General features: G+C 44.7%; 27 protein-coding genes. 21 read left to right on the top strand and 6 right to left on the bottom strand.

Annotation, left to right across the window (positions count from 1 at the left end; translation table 11 throughout):
- Positions 1-5: 5 nt before the first annotated feature.
- The 4 genes from XDD1_RS13470 to XDD1_RS20250 are packed head-to-tail and all read left to right on the top strand — an operon-like array spanning position 6 to position 3,949.
- A complete protein-coding gene (locus tag XDD1_RS13470; protein ID WP_045971931.1) occupies positions 6-914 on the top strand; it encodes a baseplate assembly protein in 909 nt (302 codons plus the stop codon).
- A complete protein-coding gene (locus tag XDD1_RS13465) occupies positions 907-1,515 on the top strand; it encodes a phage tail protein I (RefSeq protein WP_045971930.1) in 609 nt (202 codons plus the stop codon). Before XDD1_RS13470 ends, XDD1_RS13465 begins: the two co-directional genes overlap by 8 nt.
- Entirely contained in the window at positions 1,512-3,596 is a 2,085-nt protein-coding gene (locus tag XDD1_RS20060) for a phage tail protein (protein WP_231854412.1), read from the top strand. Before XDD1_RS13465 ends, XDD1_RS20060 begins: the two co-directional genes overlap by 4 nt.
- A complete protein-coding gene (locus XDD1_RS20250; protein ID WP_269450521.1) occupies positions 3,596-3,949 on the top strand; it encodes a tail fiber assembly protein in 354 nt (117 codons plus the stop codon). The genes XDD1_RS20060 and XDD1_RS20250 overlap by 1 nt, the downstream gene beginning before the upstream one ends.
- Positions 3,950-3,975: 26 nt before the next feature.
- Here XDD1_RS20250 and XDD1_RS20245 read toward each other — a convergent pair whose 3' ends face one another.
- Positions 3,976-4,314 (bottom strand): tail fiber assembly protein, encoded by a 339-nt coding sequence (locus XDD1_RS20245; protein WP_084721041.1) that lies wholly within the window; start codon positions 4,312-4,314, stop codon positions 3,976-3,978.
- Positions 4,314-4,871 carry a hypothetical protein gene (locus XDD1_RS13445; protein ID WP_156979659.1) on the bottom strand — a complete coding sequence of 186 codons (558 nt, stop codon included), beginning with the start codon at positions 4,869-4,871 and terminating at the stop codon, positions 4,314-4,316. Before XDD1_RS13445 ends, XDD1_RS20245 begins: the two co-directional genes overlap by 1 nt.
- A 394-nt stretch (positions 4,872-5,265) precedes the next feature.
- Between XDD1_RS13445 and XDD1_RS13440 the strand changes: the two genes are divergently transcribed.
- From XDD1_RS13440 to XDD1_RS13410, 8 genes are all read left to right on the top strand, one after another.
- Positions 5,266-6,438 (top strand): phage tail sheath protein, encoded by a 1,173-nt coding sequence (locus XDD1_RS13440; protein ID WP_045971923.1) that lies wholly within the window; start codon positions 5,266-5,268, stop codon positions 6,436-6,438.
- An 11-nt stretch (positions 6,439-6,449) separates the two neighbouring features.
- Positions 6,450-6,968: a phage major tail tube protein gene (locus tag XDD1_RS13435; RefSeq protein ID WP_045971921.1), complete on the top strand. Its 519-nt coding sequence runs from the start codon at positions 6,450-6,452 to the stop codon at positions 6,966-6,968.
- 95 nt (positions 6,969-7,063) lie between these two features.
- Positions 7,064-7,381: a phage tail assembly protein gene (locus XDD1_RS13430; RefSeq protein WP_045971919.1), complete on the top strand. Its 318-nt coding sequence runs from the start codon at positions 7,064-7,066 to the stop codon at positions 7,379-7,381.
- A gap of 14 nt (positions 7,382-7,395) precedes the next feature.
- Positions 7,396-7,515 carry a GpE family phage tail protein gene (locus tag XDD1_RS18935; protein ID WP_071827277.1) on the top strand — a complete coding sequence of 40 codons (120 nt, stop codon included), beginning with the start codon at positions 7,396-7,398 and terminating at the stop codon, positions 7,513-7,515.
- Positions 7,508-11,212: a phage tail protein gene (locus XDD1_RS18650; RefSeq protein ID WP_045971917.1), complete on the top strand. Its 3,705-nt coding sequence runs from the start codon at positions 7,508-7,510 to the stop codon at positions 11,210-11,212. The genes XDD1_RS18935 and XDD1_RS18650 overlap by 8 nt, the downstream gene beginning before the upstream one ends.
- Positions 11,209-11,715 carry a phage tail protein gene (locus XDD1_RS13420; RefSeq protein WP_045971915.1) on the top strand — a complete coding sequence of 169 codons (507 nt, stop codon included), beginning with the start codon at positions 11,209-11,211 and terminating at the stop codon, positions 11,713-11,715. The genes XDD1_RS18650 and XDD1_RS13420 overlap by 4 nt, the downstream gene beginning before the upstream one ends.
- Complete coding sequence (locus tag XDD1_RS20415; protein WP_045971913.1) at positions 11,712-13,226, top strand: phage late control D family protein; 1,515 nt, start codon at positions 11,712-11,714, stop codon at positions 13,224-13,226. Before XDD1_RS13420 ends, XDD1_RS20415 begins: the two co-directional genes overlap by 4 nt.
- A gap of 110 nt (positions 13,227-13,336) precedes the next feature.
- Positions 13,337-13,573 (top strand): ogr/Delta-like zinc finger family protein, encoded by a 237-nt coding sequence (locus tag XDD1_RS13410; RefSeq protein ID WP_045973604.1) that lies wholly within the window; start codon positions 13,337-13,339, stop codon positions 13,571-13,573.
- A 159-nt stretch (positions 13,574-13,732) separates the two neighbouring features.
- On the opposite strand, the gene XDD1_RS13405 is transcribed toward XDD1_RS13410, so the two are convergent.
- Complete coding sequence (locus XDD1_RS13405; RefSeq protein ID WP_045971911.1) at positions 13,733-13,963, bottom strand: YdcH family protein; 231 nt, start codon at positions 13,961-13,963, stop codon at positions 13,733-13,735.
- A gap of 274 nt (positions 13,964-14,237) precedes the next feature.
- Between XDD1_RS13405 and eco the strand changes: the two genes are divergently transcribed.
- The 3 genes from eco to XDD1_RS13390 all read left to right on the top strand — a co-directional run bounded on the left by eco (position 14,238) and on the right by XDD1_RS13390 (position 16,142).
- Positions 14,238-14,714, top strand: a complete 477-nt coding sequence (eco, locus tag XDD1_RS13400; protein WP_045971908.1) for a serine protease inhibitor ecotin — start codon at positions 14,238-14,240, stop codon at positions 14,712-14,714.
- A gap of 169 nt (positions 14,715-14,883) precedes the next feature.
- Positions 14,884-15,591 (top strand): aquaporin Z, encoded by a 708-nt coding sequence (gene aqpZ, locus XDD1_RS13395; protein WP_045971906.1) that lies wholly within the window; start codon positions 14,884-14,886, stop codon positions 15,589-15,591.
- Positions 15,592-15,623: 32 nt separating this feature from the next.
- Positions 15,624-16,142, top strand: coding sequence for a GNAT family N-acetyltransferase (locus tag XDD1_RS13390; RefSeq protein ID WP_231854411.1), 519 nt, complete (start codon positions 15,624-15,626; stop codon positions 16,140-16,142).
- Between the two features lie 108 nt (positions 16,143-16,250).
- On the opposite strand, the gene XDD1_RS13385 is transcribed toward XDD1_RS13390, so the two are convergent.
- Positions 16,251-17,471 (bottom strand): MFS transporter, encoded by a 1,221-nt coding sequence (locus tag XDD1_RS13385; protein ID WP_084721039.1) that lies wholly within the window; start codon positions 17,469-17,471, stop codon positions 16,251-16,253.
- A gap of 123 nt (positions 17,472-17,594) precedes the next feature.
- On the opposite strand from XDD1_RS13385, the gene XDD1_RS13380 reads away from it, so the two are divergent.
- The 4 genes from XDD1_RS13380 (at position 17,595) to XDD1_RS13365 (ending at position 21,972) form a co-directional block, all read left to right on the top strand.
- Positions 17,595-18,182, top strand: a complete 588-nt coding sequence (locus XDD1_RS13380; RefSeq protein WP_045971902.1) for a TetR/AcrR family transcriptional regulator — start codon at positions 17,595-17,597, stop codon at positions 18,180-18,182.
- 561 nt (positions 18,183-18,743) lie between these two features.
- Positions 18,744-19,742 (top strand): L-tyrosine isonitrile synthase, encoded by a 999-nt coding sequence (gene pvcA / locus XDD1_RS13375; RefSeq protein WP_045971900.1) that lies wholly within the window; start codon positions 18,744-18,746, stop codon positions 19,740-19,742.
- A 32-nt stretch (positions 19,743-19,774) separates the two neighbouring features.
- The gene (gene pvcB / locus XDD1_RS13370; RefSeq protein ID WP_045971897.1) at positions 19,775-20,647 is read left to right on the top strand and encodes a tyrosine isonitrile desaturase/decarboxylase; all 873 of its coding nucleotides are present in this window, start codon (positions 19,775-19,777) and stop codon (positions 20,645-20,647) included.
- Positions 20,648-20,676: 29 nt separating this feature from the next.
- Positions 20,677-21,972, top strand: coding sequence for a glycosyltransferase (locus XDD1_RS13365; protein WP_045971896.1), 1,296 nt, complete (start codon positions 20,677-20,679; stop codon positions 21,970-21,972).
- A gap of 86 nt (positions 21,973-22,058) precedes the next feature.
- Here the strand turns inward: XDD1_RS13365 and XDD1_RS13360 are convergent, their stop codons facing one another.
- Positions 22,059-22,640 (bottom strand): YceI family protein, encoded by a 582-nt coding sequence (locus tag XDD1_RS13360; protein ID WP_045971894.1) that lies wholly within the window; start codon positions 22,638-22,640, stop codon positions 22,059-22,061.
- Between the two features lie 21 nt (positions 22,641-22,661).
- A complete protein-coding gene (locus XDD1_RS13355) occupies positions 22,662-23,216 on the bottom strand; it encodes a cytochrome b (protein ID WP_045971893.1) in 555 nt (184 codons plus the stop codon).
- 261 nt (positions 23,217-23,477) lie between these two features.
- Between XDD1_RS13355 and XDD1_RS13350 the strand changes: the two genes are divergently transcribed.
- Positions 23,478-24,107 carry a glutathione S-transferase family protein gene (locus tag XDD1_RS13350; RefSeq protein WP_045971891.1) on the top strand — a complete coding sequence of 210 codons (630 nt, stop codon included), beginning with the start codon at positions 23,478-23,480 and terminating at the stop codon, positions 24,105-24,107.
- Positions 24,108-24,325: 218 nt separating this feature from the next.
- Complete coding sequence (locus tag XDD1_RS13345; RefSeq protein ID WP_045971889.1) at positions 24,326-25,156, top strand: hypothetical protein; 831 nt, start codon at positions 24,326-24,328, stop codon at positions 25,154-25,156.
- Positions 25,157-25,282 lie beyond the last annotated feature (126 nt).

Genomic DNA, 25,282 nt, shown 5'->3' with positions numbered 1-25,282 from the left:
AGACTATGCCAACAATCGATTTAAGCCAGTTGCCACCGCCGGATGTGGTGGAGCTACTGGATTATGAACAACTGCTGGAGGAGCGCAAAAAAGGCCTGATATCGCTCTATCCAGAGGATCAGCAAGACGCCATTGCCCGGACGTTGCAACTGGAATCCGAACCTTTGGTCAAGTTGCTGGAAGAAAACGTTTATCGCGAGTTGCTTTTGCGTCAACGGGTTAACGAAGCGGCCAGCGCGGTGATGGTGGCCTATTCAACCGGCCGGGATCTGGATCAATTGGGGGCGAACAATAACGTCTCCCGCATGGTTCTGCGTCCGGCGGATAACGCGACCGTACCCCCGACACCGGCGGTGATGGAATCTGACAACGACTACCGCGTTCGCATTCCACAGGCTTTCGAAGGTTTGAGCGTTGCCGGCCCGGTCGGGGCGTATGAATACCATGCCCGCAGTGCCGATGGCCGGGTCGCGGATGCGTCGGCCATCAGCCCAGCGCCGGCCAACGTGACCGTGACCGTTATGTCGCGGGAAGACAAGGGCATCGCTTCCAAAGCATTGCTGGAAATTGTCGAGAAAGCGCTGAACGACGAAAACGTGCGTCCGGTGGCGGATCGCCTGAAAGTCCAGTCAGCGAACATTGTGGAATATGAAATTGATGCGGTGCTGTACATTTTCCCGACCCCGGAATCAGAACCGATTCGCAAAGCAGCGGAGCAGAAACTCAAACACTATGTCGAAGCGCAACATCGTTTGGGGCGTGACATTCGTTTGTCGGCGATTTATGCGGCACTGCATGTGGAAGGTGTCCAGCGCGTGGAACTGAAAGCGCCGTTGAAAGACGTGGTGCTGGATAAAACCCAGGCATCTTACTGCACCAAAACCACCCTGACGATGGGAGGTTCGGATGAGTGATCGCCTTCTGCCGATGGGCTCGACCCCGCTGGAACTGGCGGCAGCTAAAGCCTGCGCTGAATTGCAGCAGGTGAAAGTGCCACTGCGCGAGCTGTGGAACCCCGACACGTGTCCGGTATCGCTGTTGCCCTATTTGGCATGGGCCTGGTCGGTGGATCGTTGGGACGAGCACTGGTCTGAGAGCACCAAAAGGGAAGTGATCAAAAGCTCACTGTTCCTGCATAAGCACAAAGGAACGATTGGCGCGATCCGGCGGGTTGTTGAGCCATTGGGTTATCTCATCCGCGTCAAAGAGTGGTGGCAGACGAACGAAACACCGGGCACGTTCCGGCTGGATATCGGCGTACTGGAAAACGGCATCACCCATGAAATGTTCGAGGAGCTGGAGAACCTGATTTTTGATGCCAAGCCTGTCAGCCGGCATTTGATTGGGCTGGATATCAATCTGGATACGCGCGGTGAATATCACTACTCGGCAGCGACTTACAGCGGTGACGAACTGACTGTTTACCCTTATTTCCCGGAACAAGTAACCGTATCCGGCGCAGAAGTTGTGGGCGCGGGCATACATATTATTGATGACATGAGGATTAGACCATGAGTACCAAATTCTTTGCGCTGCTGACGCAGTTAGGCGCGGATAAATTGGCAAATGCCGCGGCACTGGGGACGAAAATTGAAATTACCCATATGGCCGTGGGTGATGGTGGTGGCAGCCTGCCGACCCCAGACACCAAACAAACCAAACTGATTAATGAAAAACGTCGTGCCGCGATTAATACGTTGAGCATCGATCCAAAAAACACCAATCAGATTATTGCCGAGCAGGTTATCCCTGAAAACGAAGGCGGCTGGTGGATCCGTGAAATCGGCCTGTTCGACAAAGACGGCATTCTGATTGCGGTAGGTAACTGCGCAGAAACCTACAAACCGCAATTGCAGGAAGGCTCCGGCCGCACCCAGACGATCCGCATGATCCTGATCGTCAGCAGCGCTGACGCCGTGACATTGAAAGTTGACCCATCTGTGGTTCTGGCGACGCGTGAGTATGTGGATAATTCCATTACGAAACACGCGAACAGCCGTAACCATCCTGACGCAACGCTGAAAGAGAAGGGATTTGTTATCCTGAGCAGCGCCGTGGACAGCAATAGCGAAACCCATGCCGCAACGCCGAAAGCGGTGAAAGCTGCGTATGATTTTGCGAATGCGGCGAATAATAACGCGAATGGCCGCGTTCCGGCAGGGCGTAAGGTGAATGGTAAGGCATTAACTGCGGATATCGATCTTCGCGCGGGGGATGTGGATGCTTATAACAAAACCGAGACCGATGCGCGGGTAAATGAGGCGAAAGCCCAGGCAAAAGCCGCAAATGATAATGCCAATGGCCGCGTTCCTTCTGGCCGTAAGGTAAATGGTAAGGCGTTGAGTGCTGATATTTCACTGAATGCAGGGGATGTTGGTGCGTATAACAAAGGTGAAACTGATGCACGGGTGAATGAGGCGAAAGCTCAGGCAAATGCCGCAAATGATAATGCGAATGGTCGCGTTCCTTCCGGTCGTAAGGTCAATGGCAAAGCGCTGAATGCGGATATTTCACTGAATGCGGGGGATGTTGGTGCGTATAACAAAGGTGAAACTGATGCCCGGGTGAATGAAGCGAAAAACTTAGCAAATGCTCGTTTGGAGAAAAGCAAAAATGGTGCTGATATTCCTAATCGAGATGAGTTTGTGAAAAACCTCGGTTTGGCGGAAACGGTGGAGCGGGCGGGAAATGCCTATCCGAAAACAGGTGGAGATATTGCAGGTTACATTAATGCTACTGGTGAAATTACAGGGGCCAATATTATCAGGTCAACGGGGCGGTCTACAGTTGAGATTAAAAGCACAGCTGTCCCCGAGCTAACCAGCCGCATCGGGGACGCTGCGTGGTTTCATGCGTATATTCCGCAAAAAAACGGCACGATCGCATTGTTGGATGACATTCCTACTCCAACACCGCCAACGAACATCGTTCAGTCTGTGGGACAATCAACAGCTAGCGTAATGAGTCAAAAATCGGTGACTGACGCGCTGAACAAAAAATTTAACAAAACAGGTGGAGAGACGTCGGGCGAGATTACCGCCGCCGGGATAGTGCGTGCCAGAGCGGTGTCAACAATAGAAATTAACGCTAATGATTCACGCCCTCGGATTACGAGTCGTGTCGGCTCAGAACAGTGGAATAATGCGTATCTACAGCAAAAACACGGGACCATTGCATATCTGGATGACATTCCGGCACAGACTCATATCGTTCAGTCAACAGGGCAATCAACGTCGTCGGTTATGAGTCAGAAATCAGTGACTGACACCATCAATGGTCACGGGATTGGTTACTCACAGTCATGGGTTAATGTCACTGGAAATAGATCGGCGGGTGCGTGGTATACCAATCATACAGGGCGCCCAATATTTATAGCGGTATTCGTAGCCAGAGACTCCAATGGTGGCACAGAACAGTCGAGCGCCAGCATTGCATTTAGTCAAAATGGAAACGTCATCAAGCTGCCTCTGATACGAGGTGCCAATAGTGGCGGTGCCCAGCGTGGTGCAGGCAGCACAATAATTCCTGTTGGGGCGACATATACCGTGACGACGGAATTTGGTGGAGAAATTAACGCATGGTGGGAGCTGCGATAGTGAAATATAAATATTTTTTAGATCCGCGCGGTGAGGTTTACGGCTACCCTATGGATGGTTCTCAGGATGAGTTGATAGGCAATAAAAAGCCCATCAGCTACGAGGAGATGTTAAAAATAACTAATCCGCCGCCAACGCTGGAGCAGCTACAGCAACTGGCTGAATCTCAGAAACGGCACCGACTGAAAACAGCCGCAGAAAAAATCGATATCTGTCAGGATGCCGTAGATTTGGGGATCGCCACCAATGCCGAAAAATCCGCATTAACCGAATGGCGACGCTACAGGGTGCTGCTCAATCGGGTTGATTGCTCTACCGCGCCCGATATCCAATGGCCGGAACAGCCGGAATAAACAAAGGGGCGCGATGCCCCTAATAATCATTCTGGCGCGTTAGGCCAGTCAATATTTGGTGCTGCCGAACAGTCTACACGGTTCAATAGCACACAGTATTTTTTCCACGCTGTCAGTGCGGCCCGTTCTCCGTCCGTTGCCATATCGAGATCAACGGCGTATTGCAGCGGGGCTATTGAGTTTGACGCTTGAGACATGAGGTATTGTTTCTGGAATGTAGCCTGTTCGCGCAGTTGTTCTGCGGTGGGCGGAGGATTGGCAATCGCCAGCGCCTCCGCTTCTGGAATGGGGGTTAATTCCAGACTATCAATCTCATTTTCGTACGCGTAAATTTCCCGCGTGTTTTCATTAATGTAGTAATGCATTATCGTAACTCCGACCAATTCAATACCGTGGAATCCCCCTGTGTTGCCGTCGCGCTATAATGCGCCTCCGGCGGAACAATGGCGAATGCACCCTGTGATGTATGTTGATTTCCACCAGATGATGTCCACAGTCCCGCAACGGTTCCATTAACCCGAATCTCTGTCGTTTGTGTGGTAGCCATTCCCAAACGAACAAAAACGCATATGGTGCGACCAGTCTCATTTTTATAGTTAACACCTGCGCGACAGCTTCCAGTTAAATCAACCCATGATTGTCCCACACCAAATAAATCACGGGTTAGCGCCAACGTGCCCGCCCGCCCCGGATATCGTGCTAGCCCCTGAAATTGCGTTCCATCCCAAAAATTTAATCCCGCTCCGTTATTGTCGTTCATCAGATACATCGCGGTACGGTCGATTGTTGCTGCGACTCCTCCCCACGCCTGCACATTGGATTCAAACGCCTGAGTGCTCTTGGTGGATTTATCAGCATAATTACCGCGAGGCTGTGCATTCTCCGCCCGCTCTACCGTTTTCGACAAACCGAGGTTTTTCACAACCACCAAGATCCTTACGATCCAAACAAGATCCCATTCCCTGTACCCTGAAAACCAAACTCCAATGGCAAAAATAACCCATTTTAACCTGTCAAAAAATAACCAAAATTTAAAATTACACCGAATAACACTAAGAAGGATAAATTTTGAACCAAATTAAGATCAATAAATAATCAAAACAAGACCATTATTCAATCAATTTAAGGTTGCAACCAACGAAACCGCTTAATCCCCCTAAATCCAACCAAAAATTATTAAATTTAGACTCAGTCAATTGATTATTAACAAAAATTTCATTACACATTTGTACCTTCCCCCACACATCCCCAATCGAATGATTTCCCCCGTCCAATCCGCCAATATATCAGCACACCTTAACAGGAGAACCGCTAATATGGCACAAGACTATCATCACGGCGTCCGTGTACAGGAAATTAACGAAGGTACTCGTACCATCACTACCGTTAGCACCGCTATCGTAGGTATGGTGTGTACTGCCCCTGACGCAGACGAAAAAACATTTCCATTAGATACTCCCGTTCTGCTTACTGACGTTATGAGCGCCAGTGGTAAAGCCGGGAAAAAAGGGACGTTGTCCGCATCACTGAAAGCAATCGCAGCTCAAGCTCAACCTGTCACTGTTGTTGTGCGTGTTGCTGAGGGCGAGTCTGAAGAAGCCACCATTTCTAACCTCATCGGTGGTGTCACTGATGCAGGTAAGAAAACTGGTATGCAGGCACTGTTGGCGGCACAAAGCCAGCTCGGTGTTAAGCCTCGCATTTTGGGGATTCCGGGTCTGGATTCAAAAGCAGTGGCTGTTGAACTGGCAAGCGTTGCTCAGAAACTGAAAGCAATGGCCTATGTCAGCGCTTATGGCTGCAAAAATATCTCAGAAGTGATCAAGTATCGCGACAATTTCAATCAGCGTGAGCTGATGCTGATTTGGCCTGATTTCTTGAGCTGGGATACCGTGACCAACAGCGAAGCTATCGCTTATGCGACCGCCCGTGCTCTGGGCCTGCGCGCCAAAATCGATCAGGAAACCGGCTGGCATAAAACGCTGTCCAACGTGGGTGTCAACGGTGTGACTGGCCTGTCTGCTGACGTTTTCTGGGATCTGCAAGATACCGCAACTGACGCTGATCTGCTGAACAAAGCGGGCGTGACTACGCTTATCCGCAAAAACGGTTTCCGTTTCTGGGGTTCCCGTACTTGTGCGGATGATCCTCTGTTCCAGTTCGAAAGCTACACCCGTACCGCTCAGGTTCTGGCTGACACTATGGCTGAATCCCATATGTGGGCTATCGATAAACCGCTGACGCCATCACTGGTGCGCGACATTATCGAAGGCATTAATGCCAAGTTCCGCGAACTGAAAGCCGGTGGTTACATCATTGATGGCCGCTGCTGGTATGACGACAAGGCGAATGACAAGGACACCCTGAAAGCCGGCAAACTGACCATCGATTACGACTATACACCTGTACCGCCACTGGAAAACATGATGTTACGCCAGCGCATTACAGATAGTTACCTGATGGATTTCGCGAAAAGTATCAATAATTAAGGGGCTAACTGATGGCATTACCTCGCAAACTCAAATACCTGAACTTGTTCAATGATGGCAACAACTATCAGGGGATCGTGGAAGAACTGACGCTTCCGAAGTTAAGCCGCAAGCTGGAAGCCTATCGCGGAGCCGGCATGAACGGCAGCGCAATGGTGGATCTGGGTCTGGATGAAGGCGCATTGGATGCGGAATTCACTCTGGGCGGCATTGAAGCCCAACTTTACAAACAGTGGGGCATCGCAAAAGCCGATGGCGTCATGCTGCGCTTCGCCGGCTCTTTTGAGCGTGATGACACCGGTGACGTCGTTGCCGTTGAAGTTGTGATGCGTGGTCGTTTCCAGGAGTTCGATCACGGCACGTATAAACAAGGTGATAACACACAGACCAAAATCACCGCCAAAAACACTTACTTCAAACTGACATGGGATGGTGAAGAACTGATTGAAATCGACACCGTCAACATGGTTGAGAAAGTCGGCGGAATCGATCGTCTGGAGCAGCATCGCCGCGCTATCGGTCTTTTTTAATCGCTCTTTTAGCCATTAGCTTTTTTAAAAACGTATTTCCTGTCTCTTCGTGTCGGTTGAGACAGGTTATCTTATCGGATAAACAAGGTTGAACCATGACAGAAACACTGAACACTCAAAATGACGATCTGCGCACCATCGAACTGGAAGCACCACTGGCGCGGGGCAACGGCGAAATCACGGAAGTGATGATACGCAAACCGAACAGCGGCGCGTTGCGCGGTGCACGTTTACAGGCTCTGCTGGAAATGGATGTGGATTCTATGCTGCTGGTCCTGCCGCGTGTGACCACCCCTGCATTGACCAAAAATGACCTGATGATGATGTCACCGGGTGATCTGATTAATCTCAGTGTGGAGGTGGTCAATTTTTTGTTGCCGAAGTCGGTCAAGTCCGATTCCCAGAACGATTAACCGTTGATGAACTGGTGGCAGATATCGCCACCGTTTTTCATTGGTCACCGACAGTGACAGATGAAATGTCACTGTCGGAACTATTGGACTGGCGACATCGGGCCATTTTAAGAAGTGGTGCAGAAAATGAGTAATATACAGTCGCAGCTAGATAAGGTGCTGGGTGCCGTAGGAAAGCTGACCAGTTCCTTTAAATCTTTTCAACAGTATCAGAAAAAACTGGTAGGTTCAGTCGATAAAGTTCATAACCAGTTTAAAAAGCTCAATAAGACGGTTGAAGGATTAAAACCCATTGTCGGTTATGCGCAGGAAACTGCGCGTATGCGTGCTGATCTTAAAGCCTATAATCAAACAATTAAACAATCTTTCTCTGCGCGGCAAAACACCTCAAAAGTTATGCAGGTGAGTGCCGCCAATCAATCAGCTAATATTATTCAAACTACCCAGATTATTAAACAAGAAAATTCATCCAGTAAAAAAAATGAATTTAATCTTGGTGTCACCGGGAATATGACTAACAATTTTTCATTGTTAGATAAATTGGTCATTAATATTAACCCAAGAATAACGATTCTATTTGGTATTCTGAATAGAATTAATGCCGTTTTGAAATTAACTACGGGTTCAGTCAAAGTCGTATTTCAAATGCTGGTTGGTTATCTACAAATTTTTGGCAATCTTGGCATAAGCGTATTTGACTCTTTAAGAGTTAATTTGAATCTATTTGCTCAATTGGGCATTCAGGCCTTTGCTGAATTAAGAGCCAGCCTGAACTTTTTTGTGCAACTGGGTGTTAGGGCGTTTGTTGAGCTACGAGCCAGCCTGAACTTTTTTGTGCAACTGGGCGTCAGGGCGTTTGTTGAGTTACGAACCAGCCTGAATTTCTTTGTACAACTGGGCGTCAGGGCGTTTGTTGAGTTACGAGCCAGCCTGAATTTCTTTGTGCAACTGGGCGTCAGGGCGTTTGTTGAGTTACGAGCCAGCCTGAACTTTTTTGTGCAACTGGGCGTCAGGGCGTTTGTTGAGTTACGAGCCAGTTTGAACTTTTTTGTGCAACTGGGCGTCAGGGCGTTTGTTGAGTTACGAGCCAGTTTGAACTTTTTTGTGCAACTGGGCGTCAGGGCGTTTGTTGAGTTACGAGCTAGCCTGAATTTCTTTGTGCAACTGGGCGTCAGGGCGTTTGTTGAGTTACGAGCCAGTTTGAACTTTTTTGTGCAACTGGGCGTCAGGGCGTTTGTTGAGTTACGAGCCAGCCTGAACTTTTTTGTGCAACTGGGCGTCAGGGCGTTTGTTGAGTTACGAGCCAGTTTGAACTTTTTTGTGCAACTGGGCGTCAGGGCGTTTGTTGAATTACGGGCCAGCCTGAACTTTTTTGTGCAACTGGGTGTCAGGGCGTTTGTTGAATTACGAGCCAGCCTGAATATTTTTGCCCAAGTTGGGATTCAAATTTTTGTTGATCTAAGAGGTAGCCTGAATCAGTTTGCAGAACTGGGTCGTCAGGCTCTGGATACCTTAAAGTCCAGTTTGAATACTTTTGCGCAGGTAGGTATTAAGGCATTGGAAACATTGAAATCCAGCCTGAATACATTTGCGGAGCTGGGTCGTCAGGCGCTGGAAACCTTAAAATCCAGCTTGAATGCTTTTGTGCAGTTAGGTACTCAGGCTCTGAATAAACTAACATATCCTTTGGATGTGTTTGTTCAATTGGGACTTAAAGCGTTTGAAGAATTAAAAGCCAGTCTGAATTTCTTCGCACAATTAGGTGTTCAGGCACTGGACAAATTAAAATCCACACTGGATGCGTTTGTGCAATTGGGCGTTCAAGCACTGAATAAATTAACCGCCCCGCTTGATATATTTGCCCAGTTAGGCACTCAGGCACTGGACAAATTAAAATCCACCCTGGATGCGTTTGTGCAATTGGGCGTTCAGGCACTGAATAAATTAACCGCCCCGCTTGATATATTTGCCCAGTTAGGCACTCAGGCACTGGACAAATTAAAATCCACGCTGGATGCGTTTGTGCAATTGGGTGTTCAGGCACTGAATAAACTAACCGCGCCTTTGGATGTCTTTGCCCGGTTAGGCACTCAGGCACTGGACAAATTAAAATCCACGCTGGATGCGTTTGTGCAATTGGGTGTTCAGGCGCTGAATAAATTAACCGCGCCTTTGGATGTCTTTGCCCAGTTGGGAACTCAGGCACTGGACAAATTAAAATCCACGCTGGATGCTTTTGTGCAACTGGGTGTTCAGGCGCTGAATAAATTAACCGCGCCTTTGGATGTCTTTGCCCAGTTGGGAACTCAGGCACTGGACAAATTAAAATCCACGCTGGATGCTTTTGTGCAATTGGGTGTTCAGGCGCTGAATAAATTAACCGCGCCTTTGGATATATTTACTCAGATTGGCTCTCAGGCTCTGGAAGATTTAAGAGCCAATATTAATAAATTTGCGGAAGTCGGTATTCAGGCGCTGGAGAATTTAAACGTTGGTTTGAAGGCATTTGCGCAATTAGGCACTGAGGCTTTGGAAGCGCTAAGAGCTGCCATGGATTTTTTTGGTAAAACCGGAAACAAGGTTTTTGGCTCACTGAATGATGGCGCTGATCTGTTATCGAATAAAGGAGGCAAAGATACTTTTGGCAACCAAAGAAAAGGCTTGGGGTTATTAGGCAATATTGGTCAAAAAGTTTTTGGTGTTCTGGGTAGTGGAATAAATATTCTGGCAAGTGTTGGCGTAAAAGGATTATCTTTTTTAAGTGGTGCTTTCAGCGTATTAGGCAAGGCAATAATGTTTATTGGTCGGGCTATGATGGCAAACCCAATTCTTGCGATTATTGGTATTATCGCAATGGCGGCTATTTATATTTGGCAGAATTGGGAATCATTGGGGCCAAAATTTACCGCTTTATGGGAAAGCATTAAAAATATCTTCAGCGGTGCTTGGGAAGGAATTAAAAACCTCGTTAATACTGCATGGGAAGGTATTAAAAGTTATTTCATGAATGGTGGATTAATCGGAATTATCTACCAAAACTGGGATGCCATTAAACAAAGTGCCTCGGAAGTTTGGGAGGGGATTAAAGCTAAAATAAGTGAAGTTTGGGAATCGGTTAAACAGAATACTTTGGAAATCTGGGAAAGCGTCAAAAAATCCATTTCCGATAAATGGAATGAAATTGTTGCGGATGTTCAGGCTATTCCAGAAAAATTAAAAGCGGCGGGATCAGAAATGATCGACGGTTTGTTAACCGGTATTCAAGAAAAATGGGAGGCATTGAAAGGCAAGATTTCCTCTATTACTGACATATTTAAATCGTGGTGGTCAGGTGATGATAAAAAGGAAGTTACGGTAAAAACTTCCCAGGAAATCACCCAGAGTGAAACCGCTGAAAAAGCGAAGCAAGTCAGTGGGCTTTATGATGGTGGTGGTGTTATTCCCGCCGGAAAAATAGGCATTGTCGGTGAATATGGCCCTGAACTTGTTAATGGGCGAGCCGATGTCACCAGCCGGAAAAAGACGGCGAAATTTGCTGCCGTGGGGCTTGCCGTTAGCTCAATGTCATTGCCTGTTGCGGCGCAGGATGCACCGTTACACGCACAAAGTTTGCCTGCCCACGCTTATGAGGAAGTTCAGGTGAAACAGGCGCGGAGCCAGCCTCAGCAGTCCAGCGCGGCACCGCAATATAACATCTATGTCTATGGATCTCAGGGACAGTCTGCGCAGGATATTGCCCGTATGGTCAGACAGGAACTGGAACAACGGGAACGTGCGCAGCAAGCCCGTATGCGTAGCTCATATTCTGATAGGGAGGAATTCTTCTCATGATGGCAGCACTGGGTTTATTTGTTTTTATGTTGAAAACAACGCCATACCAAAGTTTTCAACATAAACAAAGTTGGCGTCATGCCTTTAATAGCCGTGTGGGAGCACGGCCTGCATGGCAATTTGTGGGTTCAGATAACGATACCATCACGCTTTCGGGTGAGCTTTATCCTGAACTGACGGGGGGATCGCTTTCTCTGACTGCGTTGAAGTTGATGGCAGATAGTGGCAAGGCATGGTCTTTTATTGATGGCAGTGGTGCGATTTATGGCATGTTTGTTATCGAAAGCATTGATGAGACAAAAACGGAATTTATGTCTGGTGGGGCAGCGAGAAAAATCAGTTTTACGCTGACCTTACGGCGTGTTGACAACAATCTGTTTGAAATGTTGGGGGATTTGCAGGATCAACTTTCTGATATCAAGAAAGAGTTACCTAATTTGTCGAAGAAAATTGCTGATTTCAACAATGAGGTTGTCGATAAAGTCAAGGGAGCATTCTCATGATTGACTCTGAAAAGTGGATACCGAATACAGATTGGGTTCCTCAATTGGATTTGGTCACCGGAAAAACCAGCAAGCCTGCTTTTCGTCTGGAAATCAACAACAAGGATATCAGTGGGAAGATTCAATCACGCCTGATGTCGTTAACGTTGACGGATAACCGTGGCCTGGAATCAGACCAGCTTGATATTGAGTTGGACGATGCAGATGGTATGTTGAAGCTGCCTCGCCGGGGCGATATTCTCACATTGGAACTGGGGTGGCACGGCCATCCCTTAACGCCAAAAGGGCAATTTGTTGTTGATGAAATTGAACATTCTGGGGCACCTGATCGACTGACTATTCGTGCCCGCAGCGCGGATTTTCGTGGTGATTTGAATGTCAAACGCGAATATTCCTATCATAAACACACGTTAGAAAGCATTGTGAGTACGATTGCCACGAGAAACCAACTGAAATTTAAAATCAGTCAGGAATTGAAAGGCATCTCTATGCATATCGATCAGACTAATGAGTCTGACGTGAGCTTTTTGACACGAGTGGCAAAGCAGGAAGGGGCGATTGCCTCAGTCAAAAATGGTGAATTGCTGTTTATTCGCCAAGGGCAGAATAAGGCGGCGAGTGGTCAGGATATTCCACTGGTATTGATTACTCGTCACTCAGGGGACAGTCATCGGTTTTCTCTGTCCGATCGTGAAGCCTATACGGGTGTCGACGTCCAGTGGCTGGATACACGCACAGCCACTAAGCAGACGGCTAAGTTGAGGCGAATAGAATCAAAGGACGGAAAAGCCGAAATTACCATTAAATATGAAAGCAGTGAGAAAAAATCCGCTGGCAAGGACGGCGCTCAAAAAGGCAAAATTTCTTCCCCAAAAAAGAGCAGTTCTCATCTTGCCGAGAAAAAAGAACCGCAATCCTTTAAGAAGGAAAAAGATCTTAAACACAAATCACCCGGTGATGCCAATCTTGCTAAGTCTGGCGGAGTCAGTCTGGCTAAGCCTGGCAAAGCTAATTCGGTGAAGAAAAATCCAAAAAAGAAAGGTAGAGAAAAACCCGCTTATATTAAAAATGAACGCAAAAGGAAAAACAGAGGTAACGGAAATCGCGAGACAGAAATCAATCTCGAGATTGAGGGAAGCTTGTCTCATGAAGAGAGGCGTGAATCAAAGATTGAACGTCATCAAACAACCACGGTGAAGCAAGAATCCTCAAACTATTTGATGGGAACCCAAGAGAATATTCTGACTCTGTCGCGCACTTATTCTAATAAGGAAGAGGCGGAACGTGCCGCTAAAGCCGTATGGGAAAAAATGCAGCGAGGGGCGGCACAGTTTTCTATCACGTTGGCGATGGGACGTGCGGATATTTACCCTGAGACGCCTGTCCAATTAGAGGGGTTTAAGAAGGAAATTGATGGGACGCATTGGACGCTGGTTAAAGTGACACATGTGCTCAATGACAGTGGTTTTACCACATCATTGGATCTCGAAATAAAAATCGATGAAATTTAAAATGAGTACTTGATCTCAATATGAGATCTTTGATATATTGTTCACCAGACGAGATGGCGTTATTGCAAGGCAGTGATTACAAAACAACGATTTCAAGAAAGGTGAACAATATGATTAAGTGTCCTCTGTGTGGTCAGTCAGCGCATACTCGTAGCAGCTTTGAGCATTCAAGCCAAACAAAGGAGCGCTATAACCAATGTCAGAATATCAATTGTGGAGCAACGTTCGTCAGCCATGAAACCTTTGTACGTTTCATTTCTAAGCCGGGTGAAGTCCAGAATGTCACGCCGCATCCAAGGGCAAAAACCAAGAGACAACCTCGCCAGAAAGCTGCTGCCGTGCAGTAATTAATGTAAAAACATCAATAACGAAAAAACCTTGCTCCCGTTTTTGCCACCGTAATGGTGGCTTTTTTGTGGATATTGAATTGAAGGGAGGGTCTCTAATTGAGAACCTTTGTGACGCCTACTTGTCAACAAAGCAGGCGTCAAAACCATTAAGCAGGGTCACTTCCACTTCTGGCTCTGATATTCTTCCTGCAAAATCCTTTGCATTTCATCTTTGACGTGTAGTTTTTCTTTTTTCAGGCGCACAACTTTATCGTTGTAGCCGGCTCCATTAGGGCCTTCAAGTTGGGTTATCTCGTGGTCAAGTTGGTGATGTTTTTCAAACAGGGATTGGAAACGGGGATGAGATGATTTTAAGTTGGATACTAAATCACGATATTCTGGAAACATGAGACCTCCTAGACGAAATTTACTACCACACTCACACTTAATGAGTGTAGCAGCTCATTGTAATATCAGATTTGAGAGATATCACATAAAAAAGAACTGGTAGCACCTGTTTGTCTGGTTGATTGTTAATAAAATTTGACATTGGTTGTTAGTAAATATTCCACATTGTATCTAATGCCGTTAAAAATCAGTTCCTTGCCAAAAAACATAATTTACCTCAGTCTTTTTGTTGTTATTATCCAGTCTCCTTTTTAAATACATTCTGAGGTGATATATGAAAAACTATTTATTCCCTTTAGCAGCATTGATGGTCTCGACTTCTGTTTTTGCGGACAAAAAACTTGAAGATATCGCCCCGTATCCTGCGCCTTCTGAAAACATGGCCCGTAGTGTGATTGAATTGCCGCAGAAAGAGCATGAAAACAACTACATGGTTGAGTTAGTGATTGGCAAGGAGATGAAGGTGGATTGTAATCACCACTGGTTTGGCGGTAATTTGGCGACAAAAACGCTGGAAGGATGGGGGTATGATTATTACGTGCTAAATAATGTTACCGGCCCCGCTTCAACCAAAATGGCTTGTCCGACTCAAGAAAAAACAACGCGCTTTGTTCAGGTTCAGTTAGGTAAAGATGCGTTTGTACGTTATAACAGTAAATTACCTGTCGTCGTCTATACGCCAAAAACGATGACTGTTAAATATCGTATTTGGCAGGCTCACGATGAGGTAAAGACCTCCGTCATTGAATAAGTGATTGATTAGGTAAATCAACAACCTGAGTTTTTCATATTAAACTCAGGTTGTTGAAAAATACATTTCTTCATTTCTGCCTGTGATTCCTTGCTCATATTTAAAAATACTAACTAAACTATTTTTGGATTCTTTTGTATTCATGCAGATATCATTGAGGAATCAAAGAATGTTTAAAAAATTATCGGCAGAGTTTTTGGGTACTTTTTGGTTGGTATTGGGGGGATGTGGTAGCGCTGTTTTAGCGGCGGCATTTCCACAGTTGGGGATTGGTTTTGTCGGCGTATCTCTGGCTTTTGGCTTAACGGTGGTCACAATGGCCTATGCGGTGGGGCATATTTCAGGCGGGCATTTTAATCCGGCGGTCACATTGGGGTTGTACGCAGGTGGGCGTATTGCGGCGAAAGATGTCATTCCTTATATCATTGCCCAAGTGATTGGCGGCATTGCGGCAGCCGCGGTACTTTATCTGATCGCCAGCGGTAAAAGTGGTTTTGATGCAACGGCAACCGGTTTTGCATCGAATGGTTATGGAGAACATTCTCCCGGTGGTTTTTCATTACAAGCGGCCATTATTATTGAATTAGTCTTAACCGCATTTTTCTTAATCGTCATTCTTGGGGCAACCGATAAAAATGCGCCGGCAGGTTTCGCACCATTAGCGATTGGTTTGGCACTGACACTGATTCATTTAATCAGCATTCCCGTCACAAATACCTCGGTTAACCCGGCAAGAAGTACAGCGGTTGCTATTTTTCAGGGGACTTGGGCGTTGGAGCAGCTTTGGGTATTTTGGTTGATTCCATTAATTGGTGGTGCTATCGGTGGCTTGATATACCGAATATTATTACAGAAAGATAATTCATCCGTTGATTAATATTCCCCTCATTTTGACAAGCCATGTTTAGCATGGCTTTTTTGATCCTTTTTTATGGTAGATTTATACACACTTCAATCTTTTTTAAAGGAAGAATGATGGAAAAAAATCTAACATGGGAACGAGACGAATATTGGGTTACAACGGATAAGAGTAAGATTGATATTCATTTCGTACATAGTGAATTAACACAATTATTTTGGGCGCGTGGTGTCGAGGTTGAAAAAGTCAAAACTGCGATAGAAAATAGTATATGTTTTGCATTATTTCACCGTGATAAAGAAATAGGTTTTGCAAGGTTAGTTACTGATTTTGCAATGTTTTCATATATTTCAGATGTATTTATTATTGATGACTATCAGAAGAAAGGATTAGGGCGTTGGTTGGTAGAATGTATTTTACAGCATCCAATCATTCCTCATGTAAAACATGTGATGTTGGTGACTTCTAATGCAGGTTGGCTTTATAAAAAACTTGGTTTTTCACCTGTCGTAGATCAGGATTTTGTCTGGACGTTAGATGGAACGAAAATACCTGGAACATCTGAATAAATGCTAAGAAAGCAGGCGGTTATTATGATATTTGGGTAATGCCGCCTGTACTATTTGTATCATTTGATTAGAAAGAATAATGGAAAGTGACTTTAAAAATAAATACCATTACTTTTTAGTCATATTATTTTCTTTATATAAGGTGTAAATATCGGGTAATAAAGTTATCAGGCCAAGTAAGGCCATACCTCCACCAACCCACAGTGGTGCCCGCAATCCCCAACCTAAGTGAATACAAAATCCACCAAGAAAAGAGCCAGTAACAACACCAAGCGTAATCACTGAAGTATGAATAGTATTAATGAGTTGGCGGCCGTTAGCTGTTCGCATAACTCGTGTCGCCATGGCAGGATTCATCGTGACTCCCACTAATCCGATACCGATGAGGGATAGGGCGGCCAGTAACTTTTTGTCTGCAAATAAACTAAATAGCAGGAGAAATACAGTAAGGGAAATTAAGCCTATGGTTAAGGTTGGGATGGTATGGCGATCCGCTAGCTTTCCAACGGCGATATTGCCTATTATTGTGGCGGCTCCATAGAGAATAAGTAAACTGGCGATCATGTTATCGTTATAGCCCGTGACTTCTTTTAATATAGGTGTGAAATAGGTAAATGCTGCAAAAGTTGCCCCGATAATCAGTAGGCTAGTGGAAAAAACACGCCATAATCTTAGATTCTTTAGACCTCCCAGTTCTGTACGTAAGCTAATTGTGGAGGGGGGCGAAATAGGAGGAAGATAAAATACACTGATGACGCCTGCTATCACAGCTAATAAGCTGGTTGTCCAAAAACTCTCTCGCCAGCCGGCATAGGTACCGATCAAATTAGCCATGGGCAAGCCTAAGATCGTCCCTAACATAATGCCAGAAAGTACAATTGAAATGGCCCATCCTCGTTGCTGTTCCCCTGCAATTTCCACACAAATTGCCAGTGCAACGCCAAAGAAAGCTCCTGAAACAGCACCAGTGATAACTCTTGCTACCATTAGCATAAGATAGGAATTCGCCAGTGCGCCAACGACTTCACCGATAATAAAAATCATGTATAGGATAATTAATGCCCTTTTGGGCGGTGTTTTTAATAATCCTATGGCGAGAAGTGGACCGCCAAATGCCATCGCCAGTGCATATAAAGAAACAAGATAACCAATTTGAGAAATGGATACGCCTAGATCGTAAGCCATAATGGGCACCATTCCCGTTACCTGGAATTCACTGGTTACCATGGCAAAAATGCCGATTGCCAGTATGTAAGTGGCCGGGGAAGCTGATTGATGCTTTGTTGTGGCAGGGTGATGATTAGCAATATTGAATAGCGAGTTTTTCATATGATCATCTTTTGTTTATTTATTGATTAATTTTATAGTGGTGATTACAAAATTATCTGACTTGCGAAAATGAATCAAGATAATTATGTTATAGTCACTACAAAATTGATGAGGATACAGACAATGACACCACGGGGACGTCCTTTGAGCTTTGATCGCGAAGCTGCGCTTCAACAGGCCATGGAGCTGTTTTGGGCTAAAGGCTATGAGGGCACACAGCTTGTTGATCTTACGGCTGCAATGAAGATCAATCCTCCGAGTTTTTATTCGGCATTTGGCAGTAAGAAAAAAGCCTTTTATGCCGCGGTTGAACTCTATATTAAAACGGTAGGGGCTAAGGCGATGGACAGGCTTAACGATGCTGGTACGGTAAGAGAAGGAATACAGGCCATGCTGGAGTGTTCTGTAGAGGTCGCGGTTTCAAATCGGACTGGTTGTTTGCTTATTTTAGGCATCGTTAACTATTCACAAGAAAATGAGGATGTTTATACCTACCTGAAAACTGTGCGTAAAAACACGCTGGCCTTAGTCCATAACCGGATAGAAAAAGGTGTGAAAGAGGGGGAATTACCTGCTGATACTCATGTCGGAAAATTGGCCACATATTTTTTAGGAATTATGCAAGCAATTTCATTTCAAGCACGTGATGGCGCATCAAAAGAGGATCTGATGGATTTGATTGAACCCGCGATGGCGGCAATATCTTTTTGAACGAATCCAACCTGTGCCAATCATCTTCACCCGTTTGTTGGTTAATTTCTCTCATTATAATAACTTAAAGTTATTATATGAGTTGATTTTGAGTATATGGTGTTGTTGTCATCTCTTTTTTGATCTATTGGTAAATTCGCCATACATTATTTTTTCTCCTGTAATAAATATTGTTAGATATCTAAATAATATGGCTTTAAAAAATAATATTTTCTAAAAATTTTGAACTTTATTTCACTTTTGTAACATCATCAAAAAAATTGAATTATTTTTTTAAAAAAATTAATTTTTTTATGAAATTATAATGCGATATATTTATAGGCATGATTTTTATAGTTATATAACACGTGTAATAAAATAAGATAAAATGAAAAAGCCTCAATATATTTATAGTTAGTTTTGGTTGTATATTGTTATTTTACTTTTGTCAGTTTTATTTCGAAGTTTTTACTTTGCTATATTCAAAAGCATGTGAGCGGGTGTTTGATATTCAGAAATATCTGCATATTGCCCATTGCATTAATTAGCTGTGATGTAAATGTAATAAATTAGGAATGAATTATGGAACGTCTTGATATAGAAGAAGTGTCGAACAAAATTCTACATGAGTTATTGCAGTACCGGCGCCGTTTCCCTGAGTCCGAACATACCCTTCAATATGAAGAAAACAGGGTTGCTGACGTTCAGCTTCCACGTATTCGTGCCTTTGTGGAACAAGGGAAACCGATTGAATGTATCTTACCTGCATTTCCGACAAAATCCCCAAATCCCAGAAAAGTATTGGGTAAGATGCCGGATATGGCAGAAAAATTATCACTGATTTTTCTAAACTCCCTGTGTCAACGTATCCAGCTTTATTATCCACCGGGAGCTAATATTGTTATCTGTTCTGATGGGCATGTCTTTAGTGATCTTATCCATGTTGATGATAACACTATTACCTATTACCAATTAGAAATTGAAAAGCTGCTGCATGAACTGGGCGCAACGCATCTTTCTGTTTTTAATTTGGGCAACGTTGAATCATTGACACAATATACTAATGACTACGATCAACTGCGTGAATTATTGGTCAGCCGTTATGCTCAATCGATTGAGGAGATTAAAGAAGAACTCAAAAAAACCGAAGAGGGCGTGCAATTATATCGAGCAATTACGCGTTTTCTTTATGAAGATAGTTTATTGCCGGAATACACAGGCTCGAAAAATGCGTTGCAAAAAGATGCCCGTCAGCGTTCAGCCGGAGTTATCCAACGTAGCTGGGCGTGGGGGAATTTGCTGGCAGAACAGTTCCCATTGGCGATCCGCCTTTCTATCCATCCGCAGCCCGTGGACAGCATCAAAATCGGTATTCATATGATGCCGACGCGGGATGATTGGTTGACGCCGTGGCACGGCGTGGCAGCCAACATTAACGGTCAGTTTGTGCTGATGAAAAGTGATGAAGTGAAAAAGATGAATGGCAAGCTGATCGAAATTCGGGGCGTTCCGAGTCATTACTTGATTGAAACACCCCTTGCAGGAAACCGGCAAACAGAATCCCAGACGGCAACGGCATAAGCAAAATATATCGCATCGTAGAGAGAAAAATCATGAATACCTATGAACTTGATTGTCATATTGAGTTGGTGAAACCTTTTGGCGTGTTTATTACGCCCAATTACCCTGATCAGGATATTACCACACTGTCAGTGGATGCTTTGCGTGAATTAGCTCGTGATCATCTGCTGGTGGTATTGCGTGGCTTTCAATCCGGTTTTACGCATAAAGAGAAATTAGCGGAATATGCTAACCGCTGGGGTGAAATCATGATGTGGCCGTTTGGCGCTGTATTGGATGTGATGGAATCCCCCAAACCGTCTGACCATGTTCTGGACAGTGGTAGTGTGCCGTTGCATTGGGATGGAATGTATCGGGAGACAATCCCTGAATTTCAGATCTTTCACTGTGTCTCTGCCCCGGAAGCGGCACAAGGAGGGCGTACTACATTTGTTAACACGGAACAATTGATCATTGATGCCAGTGATGATGAGCGTAATAGCTGGAAGAATACCACCATTACCTATCGCACAAGCCGGGTGACCCATTATGGCGGTGAAGTGGTTTCCCCGTTAGTTTGTCTTCATCCCGACGGTAAAAAATGGGTGATGCGTTACAATGAGCCGATGGGTAAAGAGGATGTAAAATATGCGGATCATCACGCTTTGAAGATAGATGGCGTGTCACCGGAAGAGCAAAAAGCCTTTGAGGAAACACTGTATAACCGATTGTATGATCCGCGTTATTTCTATGCCCATCAATGGCAGTCAAGTGACATCGCGATTTGTGATAATTTCACTTTATTACATGGCCGTGAGGCTTTTATTTCCCGTTCTCCCCGTCATATTCAGCGGGTACATATTCACGGCGTGCCTGTGTGTAACAATCACAGTTTCCGCACGATTTCGGTTCCCAATGCGGATTGAGCCGACGTTGCCTTGAAGGAGATTTGATAATGTCTCGTGTGGTTTCTCGTATTGTTTTAGCGGCTGTTGCAACGCCTGGCCATGTTTTTCCCATGTTCACGATTGCGGAACATTTAATCGGGCAGGGACATGATGTCACGATATTCAGTGGAACGCTGTTCCAGCAGCAAACGGAAGCATTAGGCGCCACGTTTGTTCCCTTCGATCAGCAAGTGGATGTTGATTACCGCTGTCTGGAAAAATATTTTCCTGAACGGGCAGAACATCCGCCGGGAAATACCCAGATGGCGCTATCGTTAAGGAAATTTTTTGCCGCGCCGATCCCGGTGTTGTCGACGCAGTTGATGCAGGTGATTGCCGAGGGGCAGGCTGATTTGCTGATTATCGACAATACCTTTTATGCTGCGTTGCCATTATTGCAACAACCGGCTGACAAACGTATTCCTGTCATTGCGATTGGCGTGACGCCGCTGCCGTGGTCATCAAAGGATGCCGTATTCTGGGGAGCCAGAATTCCCCCTGAATTACTGCCTGCGGATTTAACCCGCGAACAATTAGTGGATGCGGAAACGCACGAGCTAATTGCACAGGTCAGGGAAGCTTTCAATCAGTCGCTGGCTGCCGTGGATTGTCTCCCACTGACCGAGGATTATAATGATGTGTTGATGAGCGGGGTGGATCGTTACTTGCAATTGGCAACGCAAGCATTTGAATTTACCCGTGATGACTTACCTGCCACGGTGGATTTTATCGGCGCGCTGCCGGTGAAAGTGGAAGATGATAAAACGCACCTCAGTTGGCCGGATGAAAGCCTGCCGTTGATTTTGGTGACGCAGGGAACACTGGCGAATATTGATTTTAGCCAGTTGATATTACCGACATTGCGTGCATTGGCCGCTTTACCGGTTCGGGTATTGGCGATCACCGGCGGTCGTTCTGTCGATGTTTTGGGTGAAGATATGCCCGAAAATGCCAGAGTGGTAGAATATCTCAATTTTGAACACTGGCTGCCAAAATCATCCATTTTTATTACCAATGGGGGTTATGGTTCACTGAATTCAGCCATTCGTCACGGTGTCCCTTTGGTGGTCGCGGGAACAGGAGATGGTAAGCTGGAAGCGGTTGCTCGCGTTATCTGGTCACGTTGTGGTATCAGCCTGCATACGGATACACCCAGTGAACAGCAATTGTATCAGGCAGTGACAAGAATATTATCTTCCCCGATATGGCGCCAGCAGGCACAGATCATTAAGGCAGATTATGCTGCCCATAATGCCTTGGCAGCAATAACGCGTCATGTTAATGAGCTGATTGCCGATAACTAAACCATAAAACAGAACGCGGTAGATTTTTTATACCGCGTTCTATTATAGACAGTTTTTTGGACAGTTCTTTGATGGGTAGATGATAATCAGGCTTTTTCCCGCACACCTTCAACGGAAATGATCAACTCAACTTCCTGCGATTTTGGCCCCAGATCTTGTTTGATATTAAAATCTTTTAGCTTTAGTTTACCTGTCGCCTCGAAACCCGCACGGTATCCCCCCCACGGGTCATTGCCTGCATTAAGCAATTTTGCATCCAGTATGACCGGCTTGGTGACGCCATTTAAGGTGAGATCGCCGGTAACAAAGTAATGTTCACCCTCTTTCTTAACATGGGTTGAGGTGAATTTTGCGTCAGGATATTTCTTACTGTTTAAAAAATCCGGGCCACGCAAGTGCTTATCGCGTTCGGCATGTTTGGTGTCTACACTATCGGTTTTGATAACGACATTCACTTTATCATTGGCCGGATTTTGCGGATCAAAAGTAAAACTACCATCGAAATCCCTGAAACCACCATACAGCCAGCTAAATCCCAGGTGTTGAATGCGGAATTCAATAAAGGCATGTTGGCCGATTTTATCGAACTTATAGTCAGCCGCCAGTGCGCTGCCTGTACTCATAAGCCATCCCCCGACAGTCAGGGCGATTAGCGTCTTTTTCAGCATAATCATTCTCCAAAAGTTATTTTAATCGGGTTTGTAACCCAACATTCTTTTTAAGGTGGTATCACGATCGATAAAGTGGTGTTTCAGCGCTGCAAGCCCATGTAATAGGGAGAGCACCACAACCATCCAGGCAAGATAGAGATGAATAACGCCTGCCGTATCAGCCTGAAACCCTTGCCCTGTTACGGTTGCAGGAATTTCAAACCAACCAAAAATGCGGATAGGTTGCCCATCGGCAGTAGAAATAAGGTATCCACTCAATAGAATACCAAACAGGGCGATATAGAGAGTGAACTGCATCAGTTGTGAACTGATACGTATCAAATGACGGTAGCTTGCCAGGGGTTTTGGGGGTGGGGAAATAAATCGCCATATGACACGGAAGACCATAGCAATAAATAATAAACACCCGATGCTTTTATGTAATTCCGGCGCACGATGATACCAAGTATCGTAATAACTTAATGTTACCATCCATAATCCCAGTGCAAACATGCCATAAACGGCGATCGCCACTAGCCAATGAATAAAAATAGAAATATGACCGAATCTCGTGGATGTATTCTTGAGTAACATATTATTATCCGTATCTTTAATATAAAGACGTTTCTATAATATAGACGACTGTGTTTGAAATTCATAGTGAATTAATTTCTTTGTTTTATATGCTGATTGTTTTTATAGATTTTTATTCTAACAATATGATGTTTTTTCATGGGTGGCCGTAATTTTATAAGAGAGGAATTATTTTGCAGAATTAACGGGTTTACTATTTTAATAGAAAAATATAATGTACCTATGTAATCACACCATTTTATTATTAGTGCGAGAAAGACGATGTATACATTGTGGATAGCCAATAAAAATTATTCTTCCTGGTCACTGCGTCCGTGGATTTTGCTCAAGGCGCTGGGTATTCCTTTTCATGAGAAGCTGAGCTATTTCGAAGATGGGAAAAGCAGCCATGAGAAATTTAAAATGTTTTCCCCCACGGGGCAGGTTCCCTGTTTGATTGATGGTGCCATCACGGTTTGGGATTCGCTGGCGATTATGGAATATCTCGCGGAGGAACATACCCAAATCTGGCCGTCAGATAAAACCGCCAGAGCATGGGCGAGAAGTGCTGCGGCGGAAATGCACTCTGGTTTTACCACATTACGTCAGATTTGCATGATGAATTGCTCCATCAGAACGCAGTTGCCTGAAATAACCGCTGAATTACAGCGCGATATTGCACGCATCGATGCACTTTGGGCAGAAGGGTTAACGCAATTTGGCGGTGAATGGTTGGCGGGAGATAAATTCACGGCGGTTGATGCGTTTTATGCGCCGGTGGCTTTTCGTGCCCAAACTTATGGATTGACATTTTCGGCGATCAGTCAGGCATGGGTTGATCGTATGCTAAACCATCCTGCGATGGTGGAATGGGCAGAGGCGGCGGCCAAAGAACCGACAATAGCCCATTGATTCACTTTATCTGGCATTTTATCTCCCCGTTCCGCGGGGAGATAATAAGGACATTTTGCAGTATTTAAGGATATTTATAGTTGTTGTTATATTTATAAAAATAATAAATAAAGTGATTATTTTAATTATTTGTAAAATAACCAAACTGAATAAGTGATTGTTTGCCTGTTTTTATCCATAATATGTTCTTTCATTTTCTGCAACAGAAAGGATAACGGATGGCTTGGGAACATATTGTCTTTAGTGGGATCTTCAGTGGGCTGGTGGGTGCTATTCTCTGGTTTATACAGAAAAAAGGAAAAATAAGTAAAACAATCGCCATTGTCATCTTTATTATTGCCACGGTAGGTTGGAATTTATTTGATTTTAAAGTATTGCGCAGTAATAAAGGGTTTGGTGTTGAGGGGACAGAATTTGTCATATCAAAAGGGGATGAATCTCTTTTTCTGATTATTAAGCATAAAGATCCGAAACTTTATGATGAATTTAAACAGAAAATTATGACCTTACAAAAAGAAGGTAAAGGCCATGATATTATTTATGGTGAAGTGGCTAATCAAATCATCTCACTCACCAATCAGCGTATTTTATTTGCTCCTGATAAAGAACTTCTCTCTCATATAAACATAATCGTAAAACAACTGGAACATTTACAGAAAGAGAGTGCTGAAAAATGTCTTAGGTTTGCGCTGCCAGAGATGAATAAAAATATTTATGATCTTTTGGATATAGCAAAATCGTTACCAAAGGCATTGTATCTCGAACGGAGTCAAATTGACCGGGAGATGATTATCGCCTCTTATAGTGAGAGACAATATCAATCCTCCGCCGAAGATTATATCCTTGCCTTGCAAGATTTAGAAACCATTATGCTTGGGATGGTGCATCAATACGGTGACGATATTGCCTTGTTAGATTCTGTTCAAAGTGTCAATGCGAATAAAGAGAAAGGCTGCGAGCTGCTTGTTGATATCAATAAACGATTTCTTGCATTACCGCCAGAGAGAGCGGCTCGCCTGTACCGTTATATGATGCATCAGAAGCAATAAGCCAGAGAAGATCCTCTAAATGCAGTCAGTTTTCCCAAAAAAAAAGCTCCGTGTAGGAAACGGAGCGGGAATGGGTAAAAGTAGCTGGGAAAATGTAGTACGCAGATATAATAACCTTGCGACATT

The sequence above is a fragment of the Xenorhabdus doucetiae genome (genome assembly GCF_000968195.1).
In the GTDB taxonomy this organism is placed as follows: Bacteria; Pseudomonadota; Gammaproteobacteria; order Enterobacterales; family Enterobacteriaceae; genus Xenorhabdus; species Xenorhabdus doucetiae.
The sequence above is the reverse complement of the archived record's forward strand: the minus strand, read 5'-3'. Positions and strand labels throughout refer to the sequence as shown.